The 21,522-nt window shown below is 73.2% G+C and carries 18 protein-coding genes and 2 pseudogenes; 9 read left to right on the plus strand and 11 right to left on the minus strand.

Features of this window, described 5'->3' with window-relative positions; genetic code table 11:
* Window positions 1-32: 32 nt before the first annotated feature.
* The 4 genes from ilvD to EJG53_RS17880 all read right to left on the minus strand — a co-directional run bounded on the left by ilvD (window position 33) and on the right by EJG53_RS17880 (window position 4,498).
* Entirely contained in the window at window positions 33-1,883 is a 1,851-nt protein-coding gene (gene ilvD, locus EJG53_RS17865) for a dihydroxy-acid dehydratase (RefSeq protein ID WP_125045698.1), read from the minus strand.
* 165 nt (window positions 1,884-2,048) lie between these two features.
* Entirely contained in the window at window positions 2,049-2,699 is a 651-nt protein-coding gene (locus EJG53_RS17870; RefSeq protein ID WP_125045699.1) for a TetR/AcrR family transcriptional regulator, read from the minus strand.
* On the minus strand, window positions 2,696-3,508 hold the full coding sequence (locus EJG53_RS17875; RefSeq protein ID WP_125049424.1) for a sugar phosphate isomerase/epimerase family protein: 813 nt from the start codon (window positions 3,506-3,508) through the stop codon (window positions 2,696-2,698). Before EJG53_RS17875 ends, EJG53_RS17870 begins: the two co-directional genes overlap by 4 nt.
* Before the next feature lie 57 nt (window positions 3,509-3,565).
* Window positions 3,566-4,498, minus strand: coding sequence for a Ppx/GppA family phosphatase (locus tag EJG53_RS17880; protein ID WP_125045700.1), 933 nt, complete (start codon window positions 4,496-4,498; stop codon window positions 3,566-3,568).
* Window positions 4,499-4,591: 93 nt separating this feature from the next.
* On the opposite strand from EJG53_RS17880, the gene EJG53_RS17885 reads away from it, so the two are divergent.
* Window positions 4,592-5,434, plus strand: a complete 843-nt coding sequence (locus EJG53_RS17885) for a hypothetical protein (RefSeq protein WP_031005690.1) — start codon at window positions 4,592-4,594, stop codon at window positions 5,432-5,434.
* Window positions 5,435-5,494: 60 nt separating this feature from the next.
* Here EJG53_RS17885 and EJG53_RS17890 read toward each other — a convergent pair whose 3' ends face one another.
* Window positions 5,495-7,294, minus strand: a complete 1,800-nt coding sequence (locus EJG53_RS17890; protein WP_125045701.1) for a BACON domain-containing protein — start codon at window positions 7,292-7,294, stop codon at window positions 5,495-5,497.
* Between the two features lie 211 nt (window positions 7,295-7,505).
* On the opposite strand from EJG53_RS17890, the gene radA reads away from it, so the two are divergent.
* Together radA and disA are read left to right on the plus strand one after the other, a co-directional pair.
* Entirely contained in the window at window positions 7,506-8,918 is a 1,413-nt protein-coding gene (gene radA / locus EJG53_RS17895) for a DNA repair protein RadA (RefSeq protein WP_125045702.1), read from the plus strand.
* Window positions 8,919-9,191: 273 nt separating this feature from the next.
* Entirely contained in the window at window positions 9,192-10,346 is a 1,155-nt protein-coding gene (gene disA, locus EJG53_RS17900; RefSeq protein ID WP_031005685.1) for a DNA integrity scanning diadenylate cyclase DisA, read from the plus strand.
* Window positions 10,347-10,467: 121 nt separating this feature from the next.
* On the opposite strand, the gene EJG53_RS17905 is transcribed toward disA, so the two are convergent.
* A complete protein-coding gene (locus EJG53_RS17905) occupies window positions 10,468-11,454 on the minus strand; it encodes an NAD-dependent epimerase/dehydratase family protein (RefSeq protein WP_167515129.1) in 987 nt (328 codons plus the stop codon).
* A gap of 111 nt (window positions 11,455-11,565) precedes the next feature.
* Window positions 11,566-12,381, minus strand: a complete 816-nt coding sequence (locus tag EJG53_RS40650; protein ID WP_154806381.1) for a hypothetical protein — start codon at window positions 12,379-12,381, stop codon at window positions 11,566-11,568.
* Window positions 12,382-12,610: 229 nt separating this feature from the next.
* Here EJG53_RS40650 and EJG53_RS17920 point away from each other — a divergent pair, with 229 nt between their 5' ends.
* A complete protein-coding gene (locus EJG53_RS17920; protein ID WP_031005680.1) occupies window positions 12,611-13,195 on the plus strand; it encodes a phosphatase PAP2 family protein in 585 nt (194 codons plus the stop codon).
* Window positions 13,196-13,269: 74 nt separating this feature from the next.
* On the opposite strand, the gene EJG53_RS17925 is transcribed toward EJG53_RS17920, so the two are convergent.
* A complete protein-coding gene (locus tag EJG53_RS17925; RefSeq protein WP_125045705.1) occupies window positions 13,270-13,764 on the minus strand; it encodes a pyridoxamine 5'-phosphate oxidase in 495 nt (164 codons plus the stop codon).
* A 180-nt stretch (window positions 13,765-13,944) separates the two neighbouring features.
* Here EJG53_RS17925 and EJG53_RS17930 point away from each other — a divergent pair, with 180 nt between their 5' ends.
* The 5 genes and pseudogenes from EJG53_RS17930 (at window position 13,945) to cseC (ending at window position 18,503) form a co-directional block, all read left to right on the plus strand.
* Window positions 13,945-14,892 carry an HhH-GPD family protein gene (locus EJG53_RS17930; protein WP_125045706.1) on the plus strand — a complete coding sequence of 316 codons (948 nt, stop codon included), beginning with the start codon at window positions 13,945-13,947 and terminating at the stop codon, window positions 14,890-14,892.
* 255 nt (window positions 14,893-15,147) lie between these two features.
* Window positions 15,148-15,753, plus strand: a complete 606-nt coding sequence (locus tag EJG53_RS17935; protein ID WP_371858801.1) for a SigE family RNA polymerase sigma factor — start codon at window positions 15,148-15,150, stop codon at window positions 15,751-15,753.
* Window positions 15,754-16,003: 250 nt separating this feature from the next.
* On the plus strand, window positions 16,004-16,477 hold the full coding sequence (locus tag EJG53_RS17940; protein WP_307721687.1) for a hypothetical protein: 474 nt from the start codon (window positions 16,004-16,006) through the stop codon (window positions 16,475-16,477).
* Window positions 16,478-16,486: 9 nt separating this feature from the next.
* Window positions 16,487-17,194, plus strand: a complete 708-nt coding sequence (cseB, locus tag EJG53_RS17945; RefSeq protein WP_125045707.1) for a two-component system response regulator CseB — start codon at window positions 16,487-16,489, stop codon at window positions 17,192-17,194.
* An 8-nt stretch (window positions 17,195-17,202) separates the two neighbouring features.
* Window positions 17,203-18,503, plus strand: a pseudogene (gene cseC, locus EJG53_RS17950) (two-component system sensor histidine kinase CseC).
* A gap of 95 nt (window positions 18,504-18,598) precedes the next feature.
* On the opposite strand, the pseudogene EJG53_RS17955 reads toward cseC, so the two are convergent.
* The 3 genes and pseudogenes from EJG53_RS17955 to EJG53_RS17965 all read right to left on the minus strand — a co-directional run.
* Window positions 18,599-19,039, minus strand: a pseudogene (locus tag EJG53_RS17955) (VOC family protein); the annotation flags it as partial.
* A 55-nt stretch (window positions 19,040-19,094) separates the two neighbouring features.
* Window positions 19,095-19,499, minus strand: coding sequence for a helix-turn-helix transcriptional regulator (locus EJG53_RS17960; protein WP_125049426.1), 405 nt, complete (start codon window positions 19,497-19,499; stop codon window positions 19,095-19,097).
* Between the two features lie 308 nt (window positions 19,500-19,807).
* Complete coding sequence (locus tag EJG53_RS17965; RefSeq protein WP_125045708.1) at window positions 19,808-21,421, minus strand: MDR family MFS transporter; 1,614 nt, start codon at window positions 21,419-21,421, stop codon at window positions 19,808-19,810.
* Between the last annotated feature and the right edge of the window lie 101 nt (window positions 21,422-21,522).

Genomic DNA, 21,522 nt, shown 5'->3' on the forward strand with positions numbered 1-21,522 from the left:
CGGGCGGGGCCCTCAGGAGGCGTTACGGGGGCTCAGCCCAGCTTCGTCACGTCCCGCACCGCGCCCTTGTCGGCGCTGGTGGCCATCGCCGCGTACGCGCGGAGGGCCTGCGAGACCTTGCGCTCGCGCTTCTTCGGCGCGTACACGCCGCCCAGCGCCTCCCGGCGGGCCGTCAGCTCGGCTTCCGGCACCAGGAGTTCGATGGTGCGGTTCGGGATGTCGATACGGATGCGGTCGCCGTCCTCGACCAGGGCGATGGTGCCGCCGGAGGCCGCCTCGGGCGAGGCGTGGCCGATGGACAGGCCGGAGGTGCCGCCGGAGAAGCGGCCGTCGGTGACCAGCGCGCACGCCTTGCCCAGGCCGCGGCCCTTGAGGAAGGACGTCGGGTAGAGCATCTCCTGCATGCCGGGGCCGCCCTTGGGGCCCTCGTAGCGGATGACGACGACGTCGCCCTCCTTGACCTGCTTGCCGAGGATCTTCTCGACGGCCTCTTCCTGGGACTCGCAGACCACGGCCGGGCCTTCGAACGTCCAGATCGACTCGTCGACGCCGGCGGTCTTCACGACGCAGCCGTCCTCGGCGAGGTTGCCCTTGAGGACCGCCAGGCCGCCGTCGGCGGAGTAGGCGTGGGCGAAGTCGCGGATGCAGCCGCCCGCGGCGTCCGTGTCGAGGGTGTCCCAGCGCTCGGACTGGGAGAAGGCGGTGGCGGAGCGCTTGCAGCCGGGGGCCGCGTGCCACAGCTCGACGGCCTCCGGGGACGGCGAACCCCCGCGCACGTCCCAGGTCTTGAGCCAGTCGGCCATCGAGGAGCTGTGCACGGTGTGCACGTCCTCGTTGAGCAGCCCGGCCCGGTACAGCTCGCCCAGGATGGCGGGGATGCCGCCGGCCCGGTGCACGTCCTCCATGTAGTACGTGCCGCCGGGGGCGACGTTCGGCGCGACCTTGGCCAGGCAGGGCACCCGGCGCGAGACGGCGTTGATGTCCTCCAGGTCGTAGTCGAGTCCGGCTTCCTGGGCGGCGGCCAGCAGGTGCAGGATCGTGTTGGTGGAGCCGCCCATGGCGATGTCCAGGGCCATGGCGTTCTCGAAGGAGGCGCGGGAGCCGACGCTGCGCGGCAGGACGGTCGCGTCGTCCTGGTCGTAGTACCGCTTGGTGATCTCCACGACCGTACGGCCGGCGTTCTCGTACAGCGCCTTGCGGGCGGTGTGGGTGGCCAGCACCGAGCCGTTGCCGGGCAGCGACAGGCCGATGGCCTCGGTCAGGCAGTTCATCGAGTTGGCGGTGAACATGCCGGAACAGGAGCCGCAGGTCGGGCAGGCGTTGTCCTCGATACGGAGGATGTCCTCGTCCGAGACGTTCTCGTCGACCGCGTCGGAGATCGCGTTGATCAGGTCCAGCTTGCGGACCGTGCCGTCGACGAGGGTGGCGCGGCCGGCCTCCATGGGCCCGCCGGAGACGAAGACGGTGGGGATGTTCAGCCGCATCGCGGCCATCAGCATGCCCGGGGTGATCTTGTCGCAGTTGGAGATGCAGATCAGCGCGTCCGCGCAGTGCGCCTCGACCATGTACTCGACGGAGTCGGCGATCAGGTCGCGGGACGGCAGGGAGTACAGCATCCCGCCGTGGCCCATGGCGATGCCGTCGTCCACCGCGATGGTGTTGAACTCGCGGGCGATGCCGCCGGCCTCCTTGATCGCCTCGCTGACGATCCGGCCGACCGGCTGGAGGTGGGTGTGGCCCGGCACGAACTCGGTGAAGCTGTTGGCCACGGCGATCACGGGCTTGCCGAAGTCCTCGCGCGCTACGCCCGACGCCTGCATGAGCGCGCGGGCGCCGGCCATGTTGCGGCCATGGGTGACGGTGCGGGACCTCAGCTCGGGCACGTGGATCCACTCCCTCGGGTGTGTGTACATCTCCCGTACGCCCGGTGCGCGTACGGACGTGAATCAGTCGAGCCTACGCCCCGGCTCCAAGATCTGGACAGCTTCTCCGGCATGTGAGACGGGCGACCGCTGGGCGGACACCGGCCGCGGGCGCGTCCGCCCCGGTCAGGGCCCGGTCAGGTGCTGCTGCACCACCGGCGCGACCCGGGCGACGATCTGCTCCGGGTCCGCCGACGCCAGCGGCTCCAGCTTGATCACGTACCGCAGCAGGGCCGTACCGACCAGTTGCGCCGCCGCCAGCTCGGCCCGCAGGTCCGCGTCCGGGACGGCCAGCTCGCCGGCGATCCGGCGCAGCAACTGGCGGGCGACGAGCTTGCGGAACACCGCGGCGGCGACGTCGTTGGTGAGGGCGCTGCGCACGATCGCCAGCAGGGGCTCGCGGGTGACCGGGTTCTCCCAGACGCCGAAGACGAAGCGGGTCAGCCGCTCGCCCACCCCGTCCAGGCCGCCTTCGAGGACGGCCTCGGGAGCGTTCAGGGCGGGCGCGAAGGACATCTCCACGGCCGCCGCGAAGACCTGCTCCTTGGTGCCGTAGTAGTGGTGGACCAGGGCCGGGTCCACGGCCGCCGCCTTGGCGATGCCGCGGACCGAGGTCTTCTCGTACCCGCGGGCGGCGAACTCGGCGCGGGCCGCGGCCAGGATGCGCTCGCGGGCGCCGGGCCCGTCCTCGGCGTCCGTACGGGACGGGCGGCCGCGCCTGCGGGCCGGGGCCGTACCCCCGGTACCGGCGTCGGCACCGGTACCGCCGCTCGTCACGACCCCGGCACCCACGTCGGCGACGCCAGGTGCAGCCGGGTGAAGGCCAGCGCCTCCGCGAGGTCCGCCTCCCGCTCGGCCGCGGACATCGCGCGCCGGGTGTTGACCTCCACGACGACGTGCCCGTCGAAGCCGGTGGCGGCGAGCCGCTCCAGCAGGTCGGCGCAGGGCTGCGAGCCGCGGCCCGGCACCAGGTGCTCGTCCTTGTTGGAGCCGTTGCCGTCGGCGAGGTGGATGTGCGCGAGGCGCTCGCCCATCCGGTCGACCATCTCCAGGGCGTCGCTGCGCGAGGTGGCGGTGTGCGAGAGGTCGACGGTGAAGTGCCGGTAGTCGTCCTTGGTCGGGTCCCAGTCCGGCGCGTACGCCAGCATCTCGCGGTCCCGGTAGCGCCACGGGTACATGTTCTCGACGGCGAACCGTACGTCCGTCTCGCTCTCCATCCGCCACACTCCGCGTACGAACTCGCGGGCGTAGTTGCGCTGCCACCGGAAGGGCGGATGGACGACCACCGTCGAGGCCCCGAGCTTCTCCGCGGCGTTCCGTGCGCGCTGCAGCTTCACCCAGGGGTCCGTGGACCACACCCGCTGCGTGATCAGCAGGCACGGTGCGTGCACGGCCAGGATCGGCACCCCGTGATAGTCGGAGAGCCGCCGCAGCGCCTCGATGTCCTGGCTGACCGGGTCGGTCCACACCATGACCTCGACGCCGTCGTAGCCCAGGCGCGCGGCGATCTCGAAGGCCGTCGCCGTCGACTCCGGATACACCGAGGCCGTGGACAGGGCGACCTTCGCATCCGGGATGCGCACCACTGGCTCCGTCACGAGGGACAGGGTACGGGCCGCCGCCGACGGGTGTCGGCCGCGCCCCTACCTCGCGGGCAGGTGGTCGAGGTGGCGCAGGATCACGCCCTCGCGCAGCGCCCACGGGCAGATCTCCAGCGTACGGACGCCGAAGAGGTCCATCCCGGCCTCCGCCACCAGCGCCCCGGCGAGCAACTGCCGCGAGCGGCCCTCGGACACGCCGGGCAGCCCGGCGCGCTCCGTGCCGGTCATCCCCGCGAGCCGCGGCACCCACTCCTCCAGCGCCTTACGGTCCAGCTCACGCTGGGTGTAGAGCCCCTCGGCTGACCGGGCGGCACCGGCGATACGGGCCAGTTGCTTGAAGGTCTTGGAGGTGCCGACCACGTGGTCCGGCGTGCCGAAGCGCGTGAAATCGCTCACCACCCGGGCTATTTCGGCCCGTACGCGCTTGCGCAGCGCCCGGATGTCCTCCGCCTCCGGCGGATCGCCCGGCAGGTCGGCCGCGGTGAGCCGGCCCGCGCCCAGCGGCAGCGACACCGCCGCGTCCGGCTCCTCGTCCAGCCCGTACGCGATCTCCAGCGAGCCGCCGCCGATGTCCAGCACCAGCAGCCGGCCCGCCGACCAGCCGAACCAGCGGCGGGCCGCGAGGAACGTCAGCCGGGCCTCGTCCTCGCCGGACAGCACCCGCAGCTCCACGCCGGTCTCCCGGGCGACCCGGCGCAGCACCTCCTCGCCGTTGGACGCCTCACGGACCGCGGAGGTGGCGAACGGCAGGACGTCCTCGACGCCCTTGTCCTCCGCGACCTCGACCGCCGCCCGTACCGTCGCCACGAGGCGGTCCACGCCCGCGTCGCCGATCGCGCCGTCCTCGTCGAGGAGTTCGGCCAGCCGCAGCTCCGCCTTGTGCGAGTAGGCGGGCAGCGGGCGCGCACCCGGGTGCGCGTCCATCACCAGCAGATGGACCGTGTTCGACCCCACATCGAGGACTCCGAGTCTCATACCGTCGAACCTACTGCGGGCGGCCGGGAACCGACGGCGAGCCCCCGGTCGCGGAGCGACTTCGGCAGCGGCCGGTCACCTTAGGCTGGAGTAGTGGCTAAGACGAACAAGGCGAAGCAGGAAAAAGCCCTGAAGAAGGCGGAAAAGCAGCGCGCCGCGCGGGCGGCGGCGCAGGCGCAGGGGGCTCGGGCCGACGAGGTCGGCGGCCTGGACTTCGCCCGCGCCTGGGTCACCTTCCCCGACCCCGCCGACGACGAGCAGGTCTTCCGCTGCGACCTGACCTGGCTCACCTCCCGCTGGACGTGCATCTTCGGCAGCGGCTGCAAGGGCATCGAGGCGGGCCGCGCGGACGACGGCTGCTGCACGCTCGGCGCGCACTTCTCCGACGAGGAGGACGAGCAGCGGGTCGCGGAGCACGTGGCGCGCCTCACACCGGACCTGTGGCAGTTCCACGACGTCGGCACCTCCACCGGCTGGACCCAGGAGGACGAGGACGGCGACCGCCAGACCCGGCGCTGGAAGGGCTCGTGCATCTTCCAGAACCGCCCCGGCTTCCCGGCCGGCGCGGGCTGCTCGCTGCACATCCTCGCGCTGCGCGAGGGCCGCGAGCCCCTGGAGACCAAGCCGGACGTCTGCTGGCAGCTTCCGGTCCGCCGTACGTACGAGTGGATCGACCGCCCCGACGACACCCGCGTCCTGGAGGTCTCCATCGGCGAGTACGACCGGCGCGGCTGGGGCCCCGGCGGCCACGACCTGCACTGGTGGTGCACGTCGGCGACGTCCGCACACGGCGCGGGCGAGCCGGTGTACGTGTCCTACGGGCCCGAGCTGACCGAGCTGATGGGCAAGGAGGGGTACGACCGGCTCGTGGAGCTGTGCGAGGAGCGGCTGGCGGCGACGCTGCCGATGGCGCCGCACCCGGCGGACCCGAAGTAGGGGCTGCGCGCCCTTGCGGCTGCCGCCCCGCGGACGGGGTTGGCGTACCGCGTCCGACTGTCAGCCCGTAGGCGGGGTGGGGGACGGGCTCGGGCCCGGTGTCGGTTCCTGGGTGGTGGGCGTGGGCGTCGGGGACGGGGTCGGTGTGGGGGGCGTCGGCGGCTCGCCGGTCGGCTCCCGCGTCGGGGTGGCCGGCGCCGTCGGCTCGGGCCGGGGGCCGGGCCCCGTCGGCCTCGGGTGCCCCGGCCAGTGGCCGCCGTTCCCCTGGCCCCATCCCTCCAGCGTCACCGTCGTGCCCCCGGGTGCCAGGGTGACCCGCGCGTTCCAGTAGCCGTCCGGTTCCCGGCCGTGGTCGACGGACACCAGGAGCGTGGTGGACTCCCCCGGCCGCAGCACGCCTGCCGTGGCGCTCAGCCGGAGCCACGGCGCGCCCGTACGCGCCGACCAGTGCACCGGCTCCCCGCCGGACGCGGTGAGGGTGACGGCCGTGACGCCGCCGCGCGGTGCGGCGGTGACGGTCAGCCGTCCGGGGCCGGTGCCGGAACGGTCCGGTTCGCCGGGCCGCAGCAGCGTGCCGTCCGCGCCGACGACCTGCACGGAGACGTCGGGGCCGGCCGGCCAGTTGCTCGTCGACAGCAGGTGCGGCGCGGTGGGCGTGCGCGCGCTGCCCGCGTTCTCGTACGGACGGCCGTCGTACGGGCCGCTGCCCGGGTCGCCGGCCGACACCGACGGGCCCTCGCTCTCGCCGGTCCGGGGCGCGTTCCGGTAGGCGGTCCACAGGGCGAGCACCGGCGCCGCGAGGACGGTGGCGATGACGGTCGTGGTCACGGCGCGGGTGCGCAGCCGGCGCCGGCGGGCCGCCGGGTCCTTGGGCCGGACGGGGAATCCGCGCCGGTCGTAGCGTGGAGAACCGTTTGCGCCACCCGTGCGCCCCGCGCGCCCGGAGCGTACGGAGACGCCCGCGCCCGCCACTCCTTCGGCACGCCCCGAACGCGATCCCCGCGCCGCCGCCATGGCGGTCCGCACGGCCGTACGCGGCGCGGTGACCAACGGCAGCGCGCCGTGGTCGAGGGGCGCGGTGCCCGGCCAGGGCCCGTGCGCGGTGGCCCGCTCGGCCGTACGGCGGCACTCCGCGCAGTCGTCCACGTGCCGGACCAGCTCCCGGCGCAGGGCGCCGCCGAGCAGCATCCGGGTGTCGGCCGCCAACTGCGCGACGTCCGGGCAGCGGCCGAACTCGACGACGGTGAGCGCGGCACGCGTGCGCTCGACCTCGCAGGCGGCGGTGGCCAGGAGCCCGCGGGTGGCGTCGGTGTCGCCGCCGAGGACCGCCGCGACCTCCTCCCCGGACAGGCGGTGGCGTACGGACAGCTCCAGCGCCTCGCGCTGTTCGGGGGTCGTTCCGGCGGCTTCGGGCCAGGCCAGCCCGGCCAGTTCGCGCCGCCGCCGGGCCGCTTCGGCGGCATCGCCGGACGGGCCGGGGGCGGCGGGCGCGGCGCCCAGGGCGGACGACGCTCCGGTGCCGTGGGTCGTGTCCGTGGCGGAGGGGGCCGGGCCGCCCTCCGGTACGCGGTCGGTCAGCCGCCGCAGGCAGGCCCACCGGGCCAGCGCGTACAGCCAGGACCGGTACAGGCCGGGGTCGGGCGGCCGCCGGCCGTGGTGCCGTTCGGCGACGGCGAGCACCTCGCCGAGGACGGCGGTCGCCGCGTCGTGCTCGCACAGGACGGACAGACAGTAGGTGAACAGCCCGTCCAGGTGGGGCTCGTACCGCTCGGGAAGCCGCGGCCGGTCATGGCGCTGAGCGCCGTCGTGCGCCCGGTGTGCGCCGGTGGCGTGCATGGGGTGATCGGACCTGCTGCTCATCACCCGGCGACGGTAGGCGGATGATGCAGGGCCTATCGCGCCGCACGGACACTTTTAATCCATACGGGTGACGTTCTCCCTCAAAAGGGGACACCAGAAGCGAGTTTCACGTGCGTCGCGGGGTTGCCTGCCCCGATCGCGGGCCCCGCGCACCCGCCCCGGCACGCCCGCGCGCCCGCCGCTGTCACACCCCGCGACTACGGTGAACCCCATGGCGACTCGTAAATCCTCGGCCAAGGAGCGGCCCTCGTACCGCTGCACCGAATGCGGCTGGACCACCGCGAAGTGGCTCGGCCGCTGCCCGGAGTGCCAGGCGTGGGGCACGGTCGAGGAGTTCGGCGGCGCGCCCGCCGTCCGGACGACCGCGCCCGGACGCGTCACGACGGCGGCCCTGCCCATCGGCCAGGTGGACGGCCGCCAGGCCACCGCCCGATCGACCGGCGTCGACGAGCTGGACCGCGTACTGGGCGGCGGTCTGGTGCCGGGCGCCGTGGTGCTGCTGGCCGGCGAGCCCGGCGTCGGCAAGTCCACGCTGCTGCTGGACGTGGCGGCCAAGGCCGCCGATGCCGACCACCGCACCCTCTACGTGACGGGTGAGGAGTCCGCGAGCCAGGTGCGGCTGCGCGCCGACCGCATCGGCGCCATCGACGACCACCTGTACCTCGCCGCCGAGACCGACCTGTCCGCCGTCCTGGGCCATCTGGACTCGGTCAAGCCGTCGCTGCTGATCGTGGACTCCGTCCAGACCGTGGCCTCGCCCGAGATCGACGGCGCGCCCGGCGGCATGGCGCAGGTCCGCGAGGTCGCCGGCGCCCTGATCCGGGCGTCCAAGGAGCGCGGCATGGCGACCCTGCTGGTGGGCCATGTGACCAAGGACGGCGCCATCGCGGGCCCCCGCCTGCTGGAGCACCTGGTCGACGTCGTACTGAACTTCGAAGGCGACCGGCACGCCCGGCTGCGCCTGGTGCGCGGTGTGAAGAACCGCTACGGCACCACCGACGAGGTCGGCTGCTTCGAGCTGCACGACGAAGGCATCGTCGGGCTCGCCGACCCGTCCGGCCTCTTCCTGACCCGCCGCGACGAGCCGGTGCCCGGCACGTGTCTGACGGTCACCCTGGAGGGCCGCCGTCCGCTGGTCGCCGAGGTGCAGGCGCTGACCGTCGACACGCAGATCCCCTCCCCCCGCCGCACCACCTCCGGCCTGGAGACCTCCCGCGTCTCGATGATGCTGGCCGTCCTGGAGCAGCGCGGACGCATCGCGGCCCTCGGCAAGCGCGACATCTACAGCGCCACGGTCGGCGGAGTGAAGCTGACCGAACCGGCCGCCGACCTCGCCGTGGCGCTCGCGCTGGCCAGCGCCGCCAGCGACAGCCCGCTGCCGAAGAACCTGGTCGCGATCGGCGAGGTGGGCCTGGCGGGCGAGGTCAGGCGGGTGACGGGGGTGCAGCGCCGGCTGGCCGAGGCGGCCCGGCTCGGCTTCACCCACGCCCTGGTCCCGGCCGACCCGGGCAAGATCCCGGCGGGCATGCGGGTGCTGGAGGTGGCCGACGTCGGCGAGGCGCTGCGGGTGCTGCCCAAGCGGCCGCGCCGGGAGCCGCCGCGCGAGACGGCCGCGGCCGAATAGCCGCCGGTGACGACGCTCCTCGCGGGGCGGCGGGCGCGCCGTCTGCCCCGCTGAGCAGGCGTGCGCGCGCGGCGGACGCACGGTGACACGGCCGCCGCGCGGGCGGACGGCGTGACTTTGCAGACAGCCTCCGGCCTGGGCGCCGGTAGACTTTGCCCCGGTCTCGCCTGTCAATGAAGTCGTGCCGTCGGCCCGCGCAGCCCGTGAGCTGCGCGACCAAGGCATCTGCCGGGCGGCCTGCGGCACCGACAGACCTTGCGACGGAGGAGTGCAGTGGCAGCCAACGACCGGGCATCGTCGTCTGGTGGCAGGTCCGGTTGGGGGCCGCCCGCCCGGAGGTCGGGCGACAGCGGCGGCACGGAGGGCCTGATGCGCGCCTCGCTGAGCGCCGTGGCGCCCGGCACCGCGCTGCGGGACGGCCTGGAGCGCATCCTGCGCGGCAACACGGGCGGTCTGATCGTCCTCGGCTTCGACAAGACCGTCGAGTCGATGTGCACCGGCGGCTTCGTGCTGGACGTGGAGTTCTCGGCGACCCGGCTGCGCGAGCTGTGCAAGCTGGACGGCGCGCTGGTCCTGGACAAGGACATCACCAAGATCCTGCGGGCCGGTGTGCAACTGGTCCCGGACGCCTCCATCCCCACCGAGGAGACCGGCACCCGGCACCGCACCGCGCAGCGCGTCTCGATACAGGCCGGCTTCCCGGTCGTCTCGGTGAGCCAGTCGATGCGGCTGATCGCGCTGTACGTGGACGGTGAGCGCCGCGTCCTGGAGGAGTCGGCGGCGATCCTGTCCCGCGCCAACCAGGCCCTGGCGACGCTGGAGCGCTACAAGCTCCGGCTGGACGAGGTGGCCGGCACGCTGTCCGCGCTGGAGATCGAGGACCTGGTCACGGTCCGGGACGTCACCGCGGTCGCCCAGCGGCTGGAGATGGTGCGCCGGATCGCGACCGAGATCGCCGAGTACGTGGTCGAGCTGGGCACGGACGGCCGGCTGCTCTCCCTCCAGCTCGACGAGCTGATCGCGGGCGTCGAGCCGGAGCGCGAGCTGGTCGCCCGCGACTACGTGCCCGAGCCGACGGCCAAGCGCTCCCGTACGGTGCCGGAGGCGCTGTCCGAGCTGGACGCGCTCAGCCACGCCGAGCTGCTGGAACTGCCCATCGTGGCCCGCGCGCTCGGCTACAGCGGCTCGCCCGAGACGCTGGACTCGGCGGTCTCGCCGCGCGGCTTCCGGCTGCTGGCGAAGGTGCCTCGGCTGCCGGGCGCCGTCATCGACCGGCTGGTCGACCACTTCGGCGGGCTGCAGAAGCTGCTCGCGGCGAGCGTGGACGACCTCCAGGCGGTGGACGGGGTCGGCGAGGCCCGCGCCCGGTCCGTGCGCGAGGGCCTGTCCCGGCTGGCGGAGTCGTCGATCCTCGAACGGTACGTGTAGGCGTACGGGCGCGGCTGCCGAACGGGCGTACGCGCGCCCGTACGGTCACGGGCGCGCGTACGTCGGCGCGCCCGTACCCGTACAGCAGCCGTGGCGGCCCGCACGCCCGCCACCGCCCCCGTCACCCCCGCAGAAACGCCTCCTCCTTCTCCGGTGCCAGCCCGACCTGCGGCCGGTCCGGCCGCAGCGGTGCCTGACCGCCGCGTTCCCTGAGCCAGGCCCAGGTGTCGGCCACCGTCCGGACGGCCGGGCGGCAGCGCAGTCCCGCCGCGTGCGCCTTGGCCGGCACGCCGCGGTGGATGGCGTCGTACAGCTCGCCCGGCGGCAGCCAGATGGGCAGCTCCGTCCAGGGCGCCAGGCCGGCCGCGAGAATGTCCTCCGGCCCGGTCCAGCGCAGTTCGGCGTCCGAGCCGGTGACCTGCACACAGCTCTCCAGCAGCTCGCCCATCGTGGTGTGGCCGGGCTCGCTGATGAGGTTGTAGGGGCCGGACAGGCCGGTCTCCGCGGCGTGCAGAATCCATTCCGCGAGGTCGCGGACGTCGATGTACTGCAGGCCCAGGTCCCGCGGGCCCGGCGCGAGCACCGGGCCGCCGCGGGCGACGCGGTTCAGCCACCACGGGAGGCGGCCGAGGTTCTCGCCCGGCCCGAGGATCAGTCCGGCGCGGGCCAGCACCGTACGGTCCGCGCCGAAGGCGTCCAGCGCGGCCAGTTCCCCGCCGCGCTTGTCCTCCGCGTACGCCACCGCGTCCGCGTCCGGGGAGCCCTCCACCAGCGGGCTGGCCTCGGTGTGCCCGGGCCCGGCCGGGTGCCGGTACACCGAGCCGGTGGACACGTACACGTACCGTCCGGCCCGGTCGGCCAGCAGCCGGGCGGCATCGCGCACTGCGGTGGGCGCCCCGGCCCAGGTGTCCACGACGACGTCCCAGTTGCCGTCGGCGAGCGCGCCGAGGGTGGCCGCGTCGGTGCGGTCACCGTGCACGGCGGCCGCCCCCGGCGGCGGGTCGTGCCGTCCGCGGTGGAAGACCGTCACCTGCCAGCCTCGGGCCAGCGCCGCTTCGGTGACCGCGCGCCCCACGAACTCCGTTCCGCCCAGCATCAGTAGCCTCATGGACCCGACTGTGCCCGACCTTGAGCGGCCACGGAACCGCTGCACGCTCACAGCGCAATCACCCAGGTCGCGGGCCGATCCCGGGCTCAGGACGCCCTTCTTGGCGGCGGGTCAGTCCTTGGCCAAGGTGAACTCCGCACGGACCGCGTCCAGTCCGCCGACCTTGGCCTCGGCCTGGTACGTACCGGGCCCGACGGGCTTGGCGGCGGCCGTCGCGCACTCCGAGTTGCTGGGCTTGCGATCCCATTCCACGGTCCGCTTGACCGAGCCGCCCGACGGTACCTGTACGGGTGCGGTGCCACCGCCGCCCGGCGGGCAGTCGCCGGAGGACCACACCCGTTCGTCGTCGGTGGGCCCGCTGATGGTGAGGGCCGCGTAGCCGCGCCCCAGGTCCACCTTGCAGGCGCTGTCGGCCGAGTTCTCGATCGTGACCTCGAACGTGGGCGTCTCGCCGGGCGCGTAGGTCTCCTTCAGGCTGCGCAGCGTCAACTCGGTGGTGTCCGGCGCGCAGTTCGCGAGCGCCGAGCCGGCCGCCACGGCGCCGTCGCCCTTCCCTATGGGGCCGCCACCGCCGGCTCCCGAGGCGCCGCCCCCGCCCGTACCGCCGCCGGAGCCGCCCGTGCCGCCGCCGCTGCCGGCCGCGCCTCCGGAGCCGGTGGCGGAGCCGCCGCTGCCCGACTCGTCGCGGCCGCCCGGTTTTTGACTGATCCCGGAATCCGTCGCGTTCGGGCCCGGTGTGATGGACGTCGCGGGCCCCGGCCCGCCCCGCCCCTTGCCCTCGTCGCCGGTCTTCCCGTCGTTGCCGGTCCAGTTGACGGCCCACACCACCAACAGGACGAGCACGACGAGGACGGCCAGCGCAACGGCCCTCCGCCGCCAGTAGATGGAGGAGGGAAGCGGCCCGATCGGATTGCGCAGAGATCCCACGCGGAAACTCTACGAGAGATCAGGTGTCACACCGGCCAGTACCCGCCGCAGGAAGCAGCAACTTTTCACATCATCTTTCCGGAGCGGGGCGCGGCGGCTCTCGCGCGGCGGCCCCGACGTGCTCCACGGGGGGGCCGCCGCCCGGCCCCGGCCACCCACTTTCGTCAGGGGTTTCCCCCGACGGTGGTCAGGTGCGGCTTTCCCGTAACAGTCCGTACCGTATGCGTTCATGTACAGCACCGATCTCTATCGCGACGTCACCGACTTCGCGCACGACACTCCCGGCTGGGTCCACTCACTGGCCGCGGGAGGCACCGAAGGCGGCATCCTGCTGCTCATGGCCCTGGCCGTAGTGGGCTGGTGGCGGTCCCGGAAGGGGGAGGAGCGGCTGGTCGCGCTGGCGATCCTGGTGCCGATAGCCACGGCCGTCGCGTATCTGGTGAGTGAGGTCGTCAAGAGCTTCGTGAACGAGGAACGGCCCTGCCGGGCCGTGGCGGGCGCCGCCGCCTCCATCGTCCCGTGCCCGCCGCAGGGCGACTGGTCCTTCCCCAGCAACCACTCCACGATCGCGGCGGCGCTGGCCGTCGGCATCGTGTTCGCCTGGCGCGCGCTGGCCTGGCTGGTGCTGCCGATCGCGCTGCTGACCGGCTTCTCGCGGGTGTTCGTCGGTGCGCACTACCCGCACGACGTGGTGGCCGGCCTGGCGCTGGGCACCCTGACCGCCACGCTGTGCGTGACACTGCTCGCCGGGCCGCTGACCTCTCTGGTCGTGCGCCTGGGAGCGGGGCGCTGGAAGATCCTGGTACGGGCCTGACCGGTCCCCTTGGGCAGGGGCGCCCCTCGGGGTGCCCCTCGGCGGGCGGCGCGCCCGGACCGCCGCGCCCGGCCTCACGGCGCGTGCCATTCCTCCTTGTGCCCGAAGCCGCGGCCGTTGTCGATCAACCGGAGCCAGTCCGGGCGGACTTCCCAGAGTGCGGTCCGTTCCAGTGCCGCACCGAGCCGTTCGTCGGCCGCGACGAACGGGAAACGCTCCAGGTACGTACGCCACCCGGCCGCCCGGTCCGCGCCCGCCAGCCGGTGGCAGGAGCCCCGGCCCTGCACCCCGGTCAGCGCGGTCCACTCCTGGCCGTCGCGCTGGGCCGTGAAGGCGACGCGGGCCCCGGCACCGGCGTCGGCGGCCCGCGCGAAGGCCCGGCCGTGCCGCGTCGACTCGGCGGTGACCAGGACGAGAGAGGGCGTCGGCCCGTCCGCGGTGGCGTAGAGCACGGCGCACGCCTGCGGCCCCTCGTCGTCGGTGTACGCGAGGGTCAGCGTCGTATGGGCGGCCAGCGCCCGGCGGATCGTGTCCGGGCAATCGCCCTCGGTGGTCGTCGTGGTGGTCATCGCCGTTCTCCCGCCGGTCCCGTCGTCCACATCATGGGGACATCCTCGTCCCTTCCGCCCCGCGTGCCTCTGTCGGCCCTGCCGGACCGCCCCGGCGTTCCCGCGAGCGGGTGGGCGCAACGTGGCGCGCGCCCGGTGCGTTTCACGGTGGAGCGCCGTCGTGCCAGGATCGGCAGTGCCATGACTTCCACTCCTGCCGCCACCCGCGCCGCCGCTGCCACCGCCGCCAACGAAGCCGCCGAAGGGGCCCGGCTGCACGGCCCCGTCACCGACTGGTTCGACGAGCACGCCCGCGATCTGCCCTGGCGCCGCCCCGAGGCGGGCGCCTGGGGCGTGATGGTGAGCGAGTTCATGCTGCAGCAGACGCCGGTCAGCAGAGTGCTGCCGGTGTACGAGCAGTGGCTGGCGCGCTGGCCGCGCCCCGCCGACCTGGCCGCCGAGCCGCCCGGTGAGGCGGTGCGCGCCTGGGGCCGCCTCGGCTATCCGCGGCGCGCGCTGCGCCTGCACGCCGCCGCCTCCGCCATACAGGAACGTCACGGCGGCGACGTACCGCGCGACCACGCGCAGCTCCTCGCGCTGCCGGGCGTCGGCGAGTACACGGCCGCGGCCGTGGCGTCCTTCGCGTACGGACAGCGGCACGCCGTACTGGACACCAACGTCCGCCGGGTGTTCGCGCGCGCCGTCTCCGGTCAGCAGTACCCGCCGAACGCCACCACGGCCGCCGAGCGGAAGCTGGCCCGCGCGCTGCTGCCGCAGGACGAGGAGACCGCCGCCAAGTGGGCTGCCGCCACGATGGAGCTGGGCGCGCTGGTGTGCACCGCCCGCGGCCCGGAGTGTGTGCGCTGCCCGATCTCCGCGCAGTGCGCCTGGCGGCTGGCGGGTTCGCCCGCGCACGACGGCCCGCCGCGGCGCGGCCAGACGTACGCCGGTACGGACCGCCAGGTGCGCGGCAAGCTCCTCGCCGTACTGCGGGAAGCCGTCGGGTCCGTCCCGCAGGCGGTGCTGGACACGGTGTGGGACGAGCCGGTGCAGCGCGCGCGGGCGCTCGACGGCCTTGTCTCGGACGGTCTGGTGGAGCCGCTGCCGGGCGGCATGTACCGCCTGCCTCTCGGCCGGAGCACGTCGTGACGTACGGGCCGTGCTGACCGCACTGTGACAGCCGAGTGATGACGCGGCCCGCGTCACCGCTTCCCCGGCCCGTCCCTAGCTCTTCCGGCCGCCCCCGCTGTCCCCCAGGAGGATGACCCGGTCCGGGCCCCCGTCAGCCGGAGGTATGACCCCCGGGGGGCTGTTACACAACCGACGGTTTTCCGTGCACTCCCTGTGGGGCCCTCGCACATTACGCCGCAACACCCCCTCCGTAGCGTCTTCCTCGTGCTGGAGATGACCACCAGCACGGTCAACGTGGGGAATCGCAAGCGGATCGGAGGCGTCGGGATGGCGACCAGCGGCGGCAAGGTACTGGACTTCGAAGAGTACGTGCGGACGCGGCAGGAGGCCCTGCTGCGCAGCGCCCGGCGCCTGGTACCCGACCCGGTCGACGCCCAGGACCTGCTCCAGACGGCCCTGGTGCGCACGTACGGGCGCTGGGACGGCATCGCCGACAAGTCGCTGGCCGACGCCTACCTCCGCCGCGTCATGATCAACACGCGGACGGAGTGGTGGCGGGCCCGCAAGCTGGAGGAGGTGCCCACCGAGCAGCTCCCGGACGCGAGCGTCGACGACGGCACCGAACAGCGCGCCGACCGGGCGCTGCTGATGGACATCCTCGGGGTGCTCGCGCCCAAGCAGCGCAGCGTGGTCGTGCTGCGACACTGGGAGCAGATGAGCACGGAGGAGACCGCGGCGGCGCTGGGCATGTCCACCGGTACGGTCAAGAGCACGCTGCACCGGGCCCTGGCCCGGCTGCGCCAGGAGCTGGAGAATCGCGACATCGACGCGCGGATGCTGGAGCGCGGCGAGCAGGAGCGGGAGCGGTGCGCGGCCTGACCGGCTGCGGTACCGGTGGCTTAGCCAGAGGGACTGTGAGCGGGAGCGGTTTGACCAGGAACAGGCCGGCCGGAGGACGGAGCACCGTCCGGCGGACCAGCGGCGGAGCGGCCCTCGCGGGAGTGGCCGCCCTTTCGCTGTTGCTGGCCGGGTGCAATCCCGGTGGCGAGGGGGTGCGGACCGAGGGCACGGCCAGCAGCCCGCCGGCGAGCACCGGCCGGTCGGTCCACGCGCCGTCCCCGTCCCCTCGGTGTCGGCCCCGTACGAGAAGGTCGACGCGGTGGAGCTGGTCAAGAAGGACCCGAAGGTCGGCGACGACGTCAAGAAGTCGCTCGGCAAGCCGTGCGCCGCCGAGGAGTACCCGGTCGAGGTCACCTACGCCGCGCTCACCCACGCCGAGGACCCCGACGTCGTGGTGAACGTGATGACCTGTGCGGACTCGGTCGGCATCGGCTCGTACGTCTACCGTAAGAAGGGCGGGACGTACGAGAATGTCTTCGCCGACGAGCAGCCTTCGGTGTACGCGGGCGTCAACAAGGGTGAACTGGAGGTCTCCAAGCAGACCTACAACACCGGCGACAAGGTGTGCTGCGCTTCCGGCGAGGATGTGATGACCTACCGCTGGACGGGCGGCCGCTTCGTCGAGTACGCCCGGTACCACACCGACTACAGCAACAACGGGGGCACGGAGACCGCGACCCCGGAACCCGCACCGGAGGATTGAGAACACCGCATGGCCGATACCCATGTGCTCTTCGTCGAGGACGACGACGTCATCCGCGAGGCGACCCAGCTCGCGCTGGAGCGGGACGGCTTCGTGGTCACCGCCATGCCCGACGGCCTGGCGGGACTGGAGGCGTTCCGCGCCGACCGGCCCGACATCGCCCTGCTGGACGTGATGGTGCCGGGCCTGGACGGCGTCAGCCTGTGCCGGCGCATCCGGGACGAGTCCACCGTGCCGGTGATCATGCTGTCCGCGCGGGCCGACTCCATCGACGTGGTGCTGGGCCTGGAGGCCGGCGCCGACGACTATGTGACCAAGCCGTTCGACGGCGCCGTGCTGGTCGCCCGGATCCGCGCGGTGCTGCGCCGCTTCGGGCACGCCTCGGGGCCGGACGGTTCGGGCGCCGCCACGGAGGCGGCCGCGCCCGCCGAGGCCGTGCTGCGCTTCGGCGACCTGGAGGTCGACACGGAGGGCATGGAGGTGCGCAAAGGCGGTCAGCCGGTCGCGCTGACGCCCACCGAGATGCGGCTGCTGCTGGAGTTCTCCAACTCGCCCGGTACGGTCCTCTCCCGCGACCGGCTGCTGGAGCGGGTCTGGGACTACGGCTGGGGTGGTGACACCCGGGTCGTGGACGTCCACGTGCAGCGGCTGCGCGGCAAGATCGGCCAGGACCGCATCGAGACGGTCCGCGGCTTCGGTTACAAGCTGAGAGGCTGACTCCTGCGGTGGTCAGGCTCGCCCTGCGTACCGGTCTGAGGTGGAAGCTCAGCGCCGCGATCGCGCTCGTCGGAGCGCTGGTCGCGATCGCGCTGAGCCTGGTCGTGCACAACGCGGCCCGCGGCTCGATGCTGGACAACAGCCGCGACGTGCAGACCGAGCGCCTCAACTTCACGCAGAAGATCTACGAATCCACGCACCAGCTCCGCTTCGGCGCCAAGCTGGACGACCCGGCGCTGCCCAAGGAGCTGCGGGACGAGGTCACCAAGGGCAAGCGGGCGACCTACCTGGAGGACACCGGCCAGACCACGCCCAAGGTGTGGGCCGCGGCGCCGGTCGCGGGCGGCCGGGTGCTGTCCATCCAGGGCTACTTCCCGACCGGTTCGCCGTCCTCGACGACCTCGACCAGGCGCTGCTGATCGGCTCGACCGCGGTCGTGGTCGGCGGCTGCGCGCTCGGCGTGCTGATCGGCGGACGGCTGTCCCAGCGGCTGCGCAAGGCCGCGGCGGCGGCCGGCAAGCTGGCCGACGGCGACACCTCCGTCCGCATCCGGGACGAGGTCGGCGGCCGCATCCGGGACGAGACGGACGACCTGGCCTGGGCGGTGGACGCGATGTCCGACGCGCTCCAGAAGCGCATCGAGGCGGAGCGCCGGGTGACCGCCGACATCGCCCACGAGCTGCGCACCCCGGTCACCGGGCTGCTCACCGCGGCCGAGCTGCTGCCGCCCGGCCGCCCCTCGGAGCTGGTACGGGACCGGGCCCAGGCGATGCGCACCCTCGTCGAGGACGTGCTGGAGGTGGCCCGGCTGGACGGCTACGCGGAGCGGGCCGAACTGCAGGACGTGCCGCTCGGCGAGTTCGTCACCCGGCGGGTGCGGGCCCTGAACGCCGACATCAAGATCGAGATCCTGCGGGACGCCGAGGTCTCCACCGACCCGCGGCGCCTGGAGCGCATCCTGGGCAACCTCATCGCGAACGCGGCCCGGCACGGCAAACCGCCGATCGAGGTGACCGTCGAGGGCCGGGTCGTGCGCGTACGCGACCACGGCACGGGCTTCCCCGAGGCCCTGCTGCGCGAGGGCCCCAGCCGCTTCCGTACGGGCAGCAGCGACCGGGCCGGGCGCGGCCACGGTCTCGGCCTGACCATCGCGGCGGGCCAGGCCCGCGTCCTGGGCGCCCGGCTGACCTTCCGCAACGCGGACGAGCTGACGGACGGGTCCACCGGCGCGGTCTCCGTACTGTGGCTGCCGGAGAACGCCCCGACGAACACCGGCAGCTTCCCGGTCATCCAGTTGCCGGACCGGTAGGGGCGACCGCCGGGCCGGTGCGGGGCGGCTGCCCCGGCCGGCCAAGCTGCCCCGGCTCGCCCGCCGCCCCCGGTGCGGCGGCTACTCCACGTACTCCCCCAGTCCTTGCCCAGGTCGAGCTGCTCGCTGCGCTGGGTCAGCGAGAACCAGTTGCCGGAGTCGTCGCGGAATATCGCCTCGGTGCCGTACGGGCGCTCCTGCGGCTCCTGGAGGAACTCCACGCCCTTCGCCTTCAGGGCCGCGTAGTCGGCCTTGACGTCGTCCGTGGCCAGCACCCCGGCGCCCATCAGCCCCTTGCTCACCAGTTGCTTGAGGTGCTCGCCGGACTCCGGGTCCATGCCGGGCGGGCCGGGGACCATCAGGGTCAGCTCCACCCCGGGCTGGTCCTTGGCGCCGACGGTCAGCCAGCGCATCCCGCCCTCGCCGCCCATCCGCATGTCCGTGCGGACCTCCAGCCCGAGCTTGTCGGTGTAGAACTCCTTCGCCCGGTCCTGGTCGAGGACCCAGACGGTGGTGATGGCGAGTCCCTTGATCATGACGTGCCTCCGTTGCCTTTCCGCGCGGTCCTCTTCACCGTAGGCAGCGCGTCCGCTACCCGCCTTCTCGGAAATTGCGGTCCGCCGGGGCCGTCCCGTCCCGGTTCTCGAACGACTTGAAGCCGCCGGACCACAGCAGGGCGTAGCAGCCCGGTATCAGCCCGGCGCCCTGTCCCACATGCCGTCGGCGGTACGCGCTCGGCGTCAGCCCCGTCTGCTCCTTGAAGCGGGCGGAGAAGGTGCCCAGACTGCCGAAGCCGACCAGCCAGCAGATTTCCGTGACGGAGAGATCGGCCGTACGCAGCAGCTCCTCGGCCCGCTCGATCCGGCGGCGGCTCAGGTACTGGCCGGGGGTCAGGCCGTACACCTGCTTGAAGGCCCGGATGAAGTGGAAGCGGGAATACCCGGCGTGGGCCGCCACCGCGCCCAGGCCCAGCGGCGAGGCCCAGTCGCGGTCCATGGCGTCCTTCGCCAGCCGTAGCTGCCGCAGCCGCGCGGGCGGCACCGGAGGCGCAGGGGACACCGGGGGCGCAGGGGGCACCGAGGGCGCAGAAGAAGCCGGGGGCGCCGGGGACACCGACGGCACCGGGACCGCGCCACCGCCGCCCGCGCGCCCGTCCCCCCGCCCGTCCCGCACCCCGTCGCCGTTCATGTTCCGATGCTGACACGCACCACTGACAACGGCCCGGCGGCGACCTGCCCCCCGCATACGCCGGTGGCCCCCGGCGCGCACGCCGGGGGCCACTGACCAGGGATTTCAGCGCCGGATCAGACGGCATCCACCAGGGGAGCCTTGCTCGCCGGGGCCGCGCCGCCGTCCTGCGGCCCCTCGGCAGGCTTGGCGGGGCCGCCGCGCAGCGGCACCTCCTTGAGGAACCAGGCCGCGGCGAAGCCGATCACGCTGATCAGCGCGCCCCACACGAAGACCTGGTGGGTACCGCCGGAGACCGCGTGCATGTAGGCGTCCTTGACCGCGGCCGGAAGCTGCGCCAGCTTCTTCGGGTCCATCTGGCCACCGCCCGCGGTCGCACCCGCGCCCGCGGCGCCGAGCCGCTCGGTCATCACGTCCGTCACCCGGTTGTTGAAGATCGCTCCGAAGATCGCGACACCGAAGGAGCCGCCGATCGTACGGAACAGGGTGGCGGACGAGGAGCCGACGCCCATGTCCTTCATCTCGACGCTGTTCTGCGCGATCAGCATCGTGGTCTGCATCAGGAAGCCCATGCCGGCGCCGAGCACCGCCATGTACACACCCGAGGTGAAGCGGGTGGTGCCGGTGTCCATCAGGGACAGCAGCGCCAGCCCCGCGGTGATCAGCGCGCCGCCGCCCACCACGAACATCTTGTACTTGCCGGTGTTGGTGGTGACCCGGCCCGCGACCAGCGAGACCGCCATCATCGCGAGCAGCATCGGCAGGAGCAGCAGCCCGGAGTTGGTGGCCGAGGCGCCCTGCACGGTCTGCTGGAACAGCGGCAGGAAGGTCATCGACCCGAACATCACGAAGCCGACCAGGAAGCCGATGACCGTGACGAGGCTGAAGTTGCCGTTGCGGAAGATGTGCAGCGGCAGCACCGGCTCGCGGACCTTGGTCTCGGTGAAGACGAAGGCCAGCAGGGCCACCACACCGACCGCGCCGAGCCCGACGATCTGGGCCGACAGCCAGTCGTACTCCGTACCGCCCCAGGTGGTGATCAGGACCAGCGAGGTGATGCCGACGGTGAGCAGTGCGGCGCCCACGTAGTCGATCCGCGCCTGCGACCGCTTCTTCGGCAGGTGCAGGACCGCGGTCACCATGACCAGGGCGATCGCGCCCAGCGGCAGGTTGATGTAGAAGCTCCAGCGCCAGCCGAGGTGGTCGGTGATGGTGCCGCCGACCAGCGGTCCGCCGATCATCGCGACGGCCATGACGCCGGCCATCATGCCCTGGTACTTGCCGCGCTCCCGCGGCGGGATCAGGTCGCCGATGATCGCCATGACGCCGACCATCAGACCGCCCGCGCCCAGGCCCTGTACGGCCCGGAAGCCGATCAACTGGCCCATGTCCTGGGCCATGCCGGAGAGCGCGGAGCCGATCAGGAAGATCACGATGGACGTCAGGAAGACGCCCTTACGGCCGTACAGGTCGCCGAGTTTGCCCCAGATCGGGGTGGAGGCGGCGGTCGCGAGCGTGTACGCGGTCACCACCCAGGACAGGTGGCTCAGCCCGCCCAGTTCGCCCACGATCGTCGGCATCGCGGTGCCCACGATCATGTTGTCCAGCATCGCGAGCAGCATCGCGATCATCAGCGCGAACAGCACCACACGGACGCTGGCCGGCTGCTTCCCCCCGGATTCCGCCGGTTTCGGTATCTCCCCCGTCGGGGTCGCTTTCGTCTGCGACATCCCCATTTTCGCTTCTCCCACTTACTTGCCGCCCGGCTAGTTCAGTACAGTGCAGTAAGGTAGCCAGCAACTAGCCGGGCGTCAAGTAAGTTTTGTACGGC

Source organism: Streptomyces chrestomyceticus JCM 4735, from assembly GCF_003865135.1.
GTDB classification, from domain to species: Bacteria; Actinomycetota; Actinomycetes; order Streptomycetales; family Streptomycetaceae; genus Streptomyces; species Streptomyces chrestomyceticus.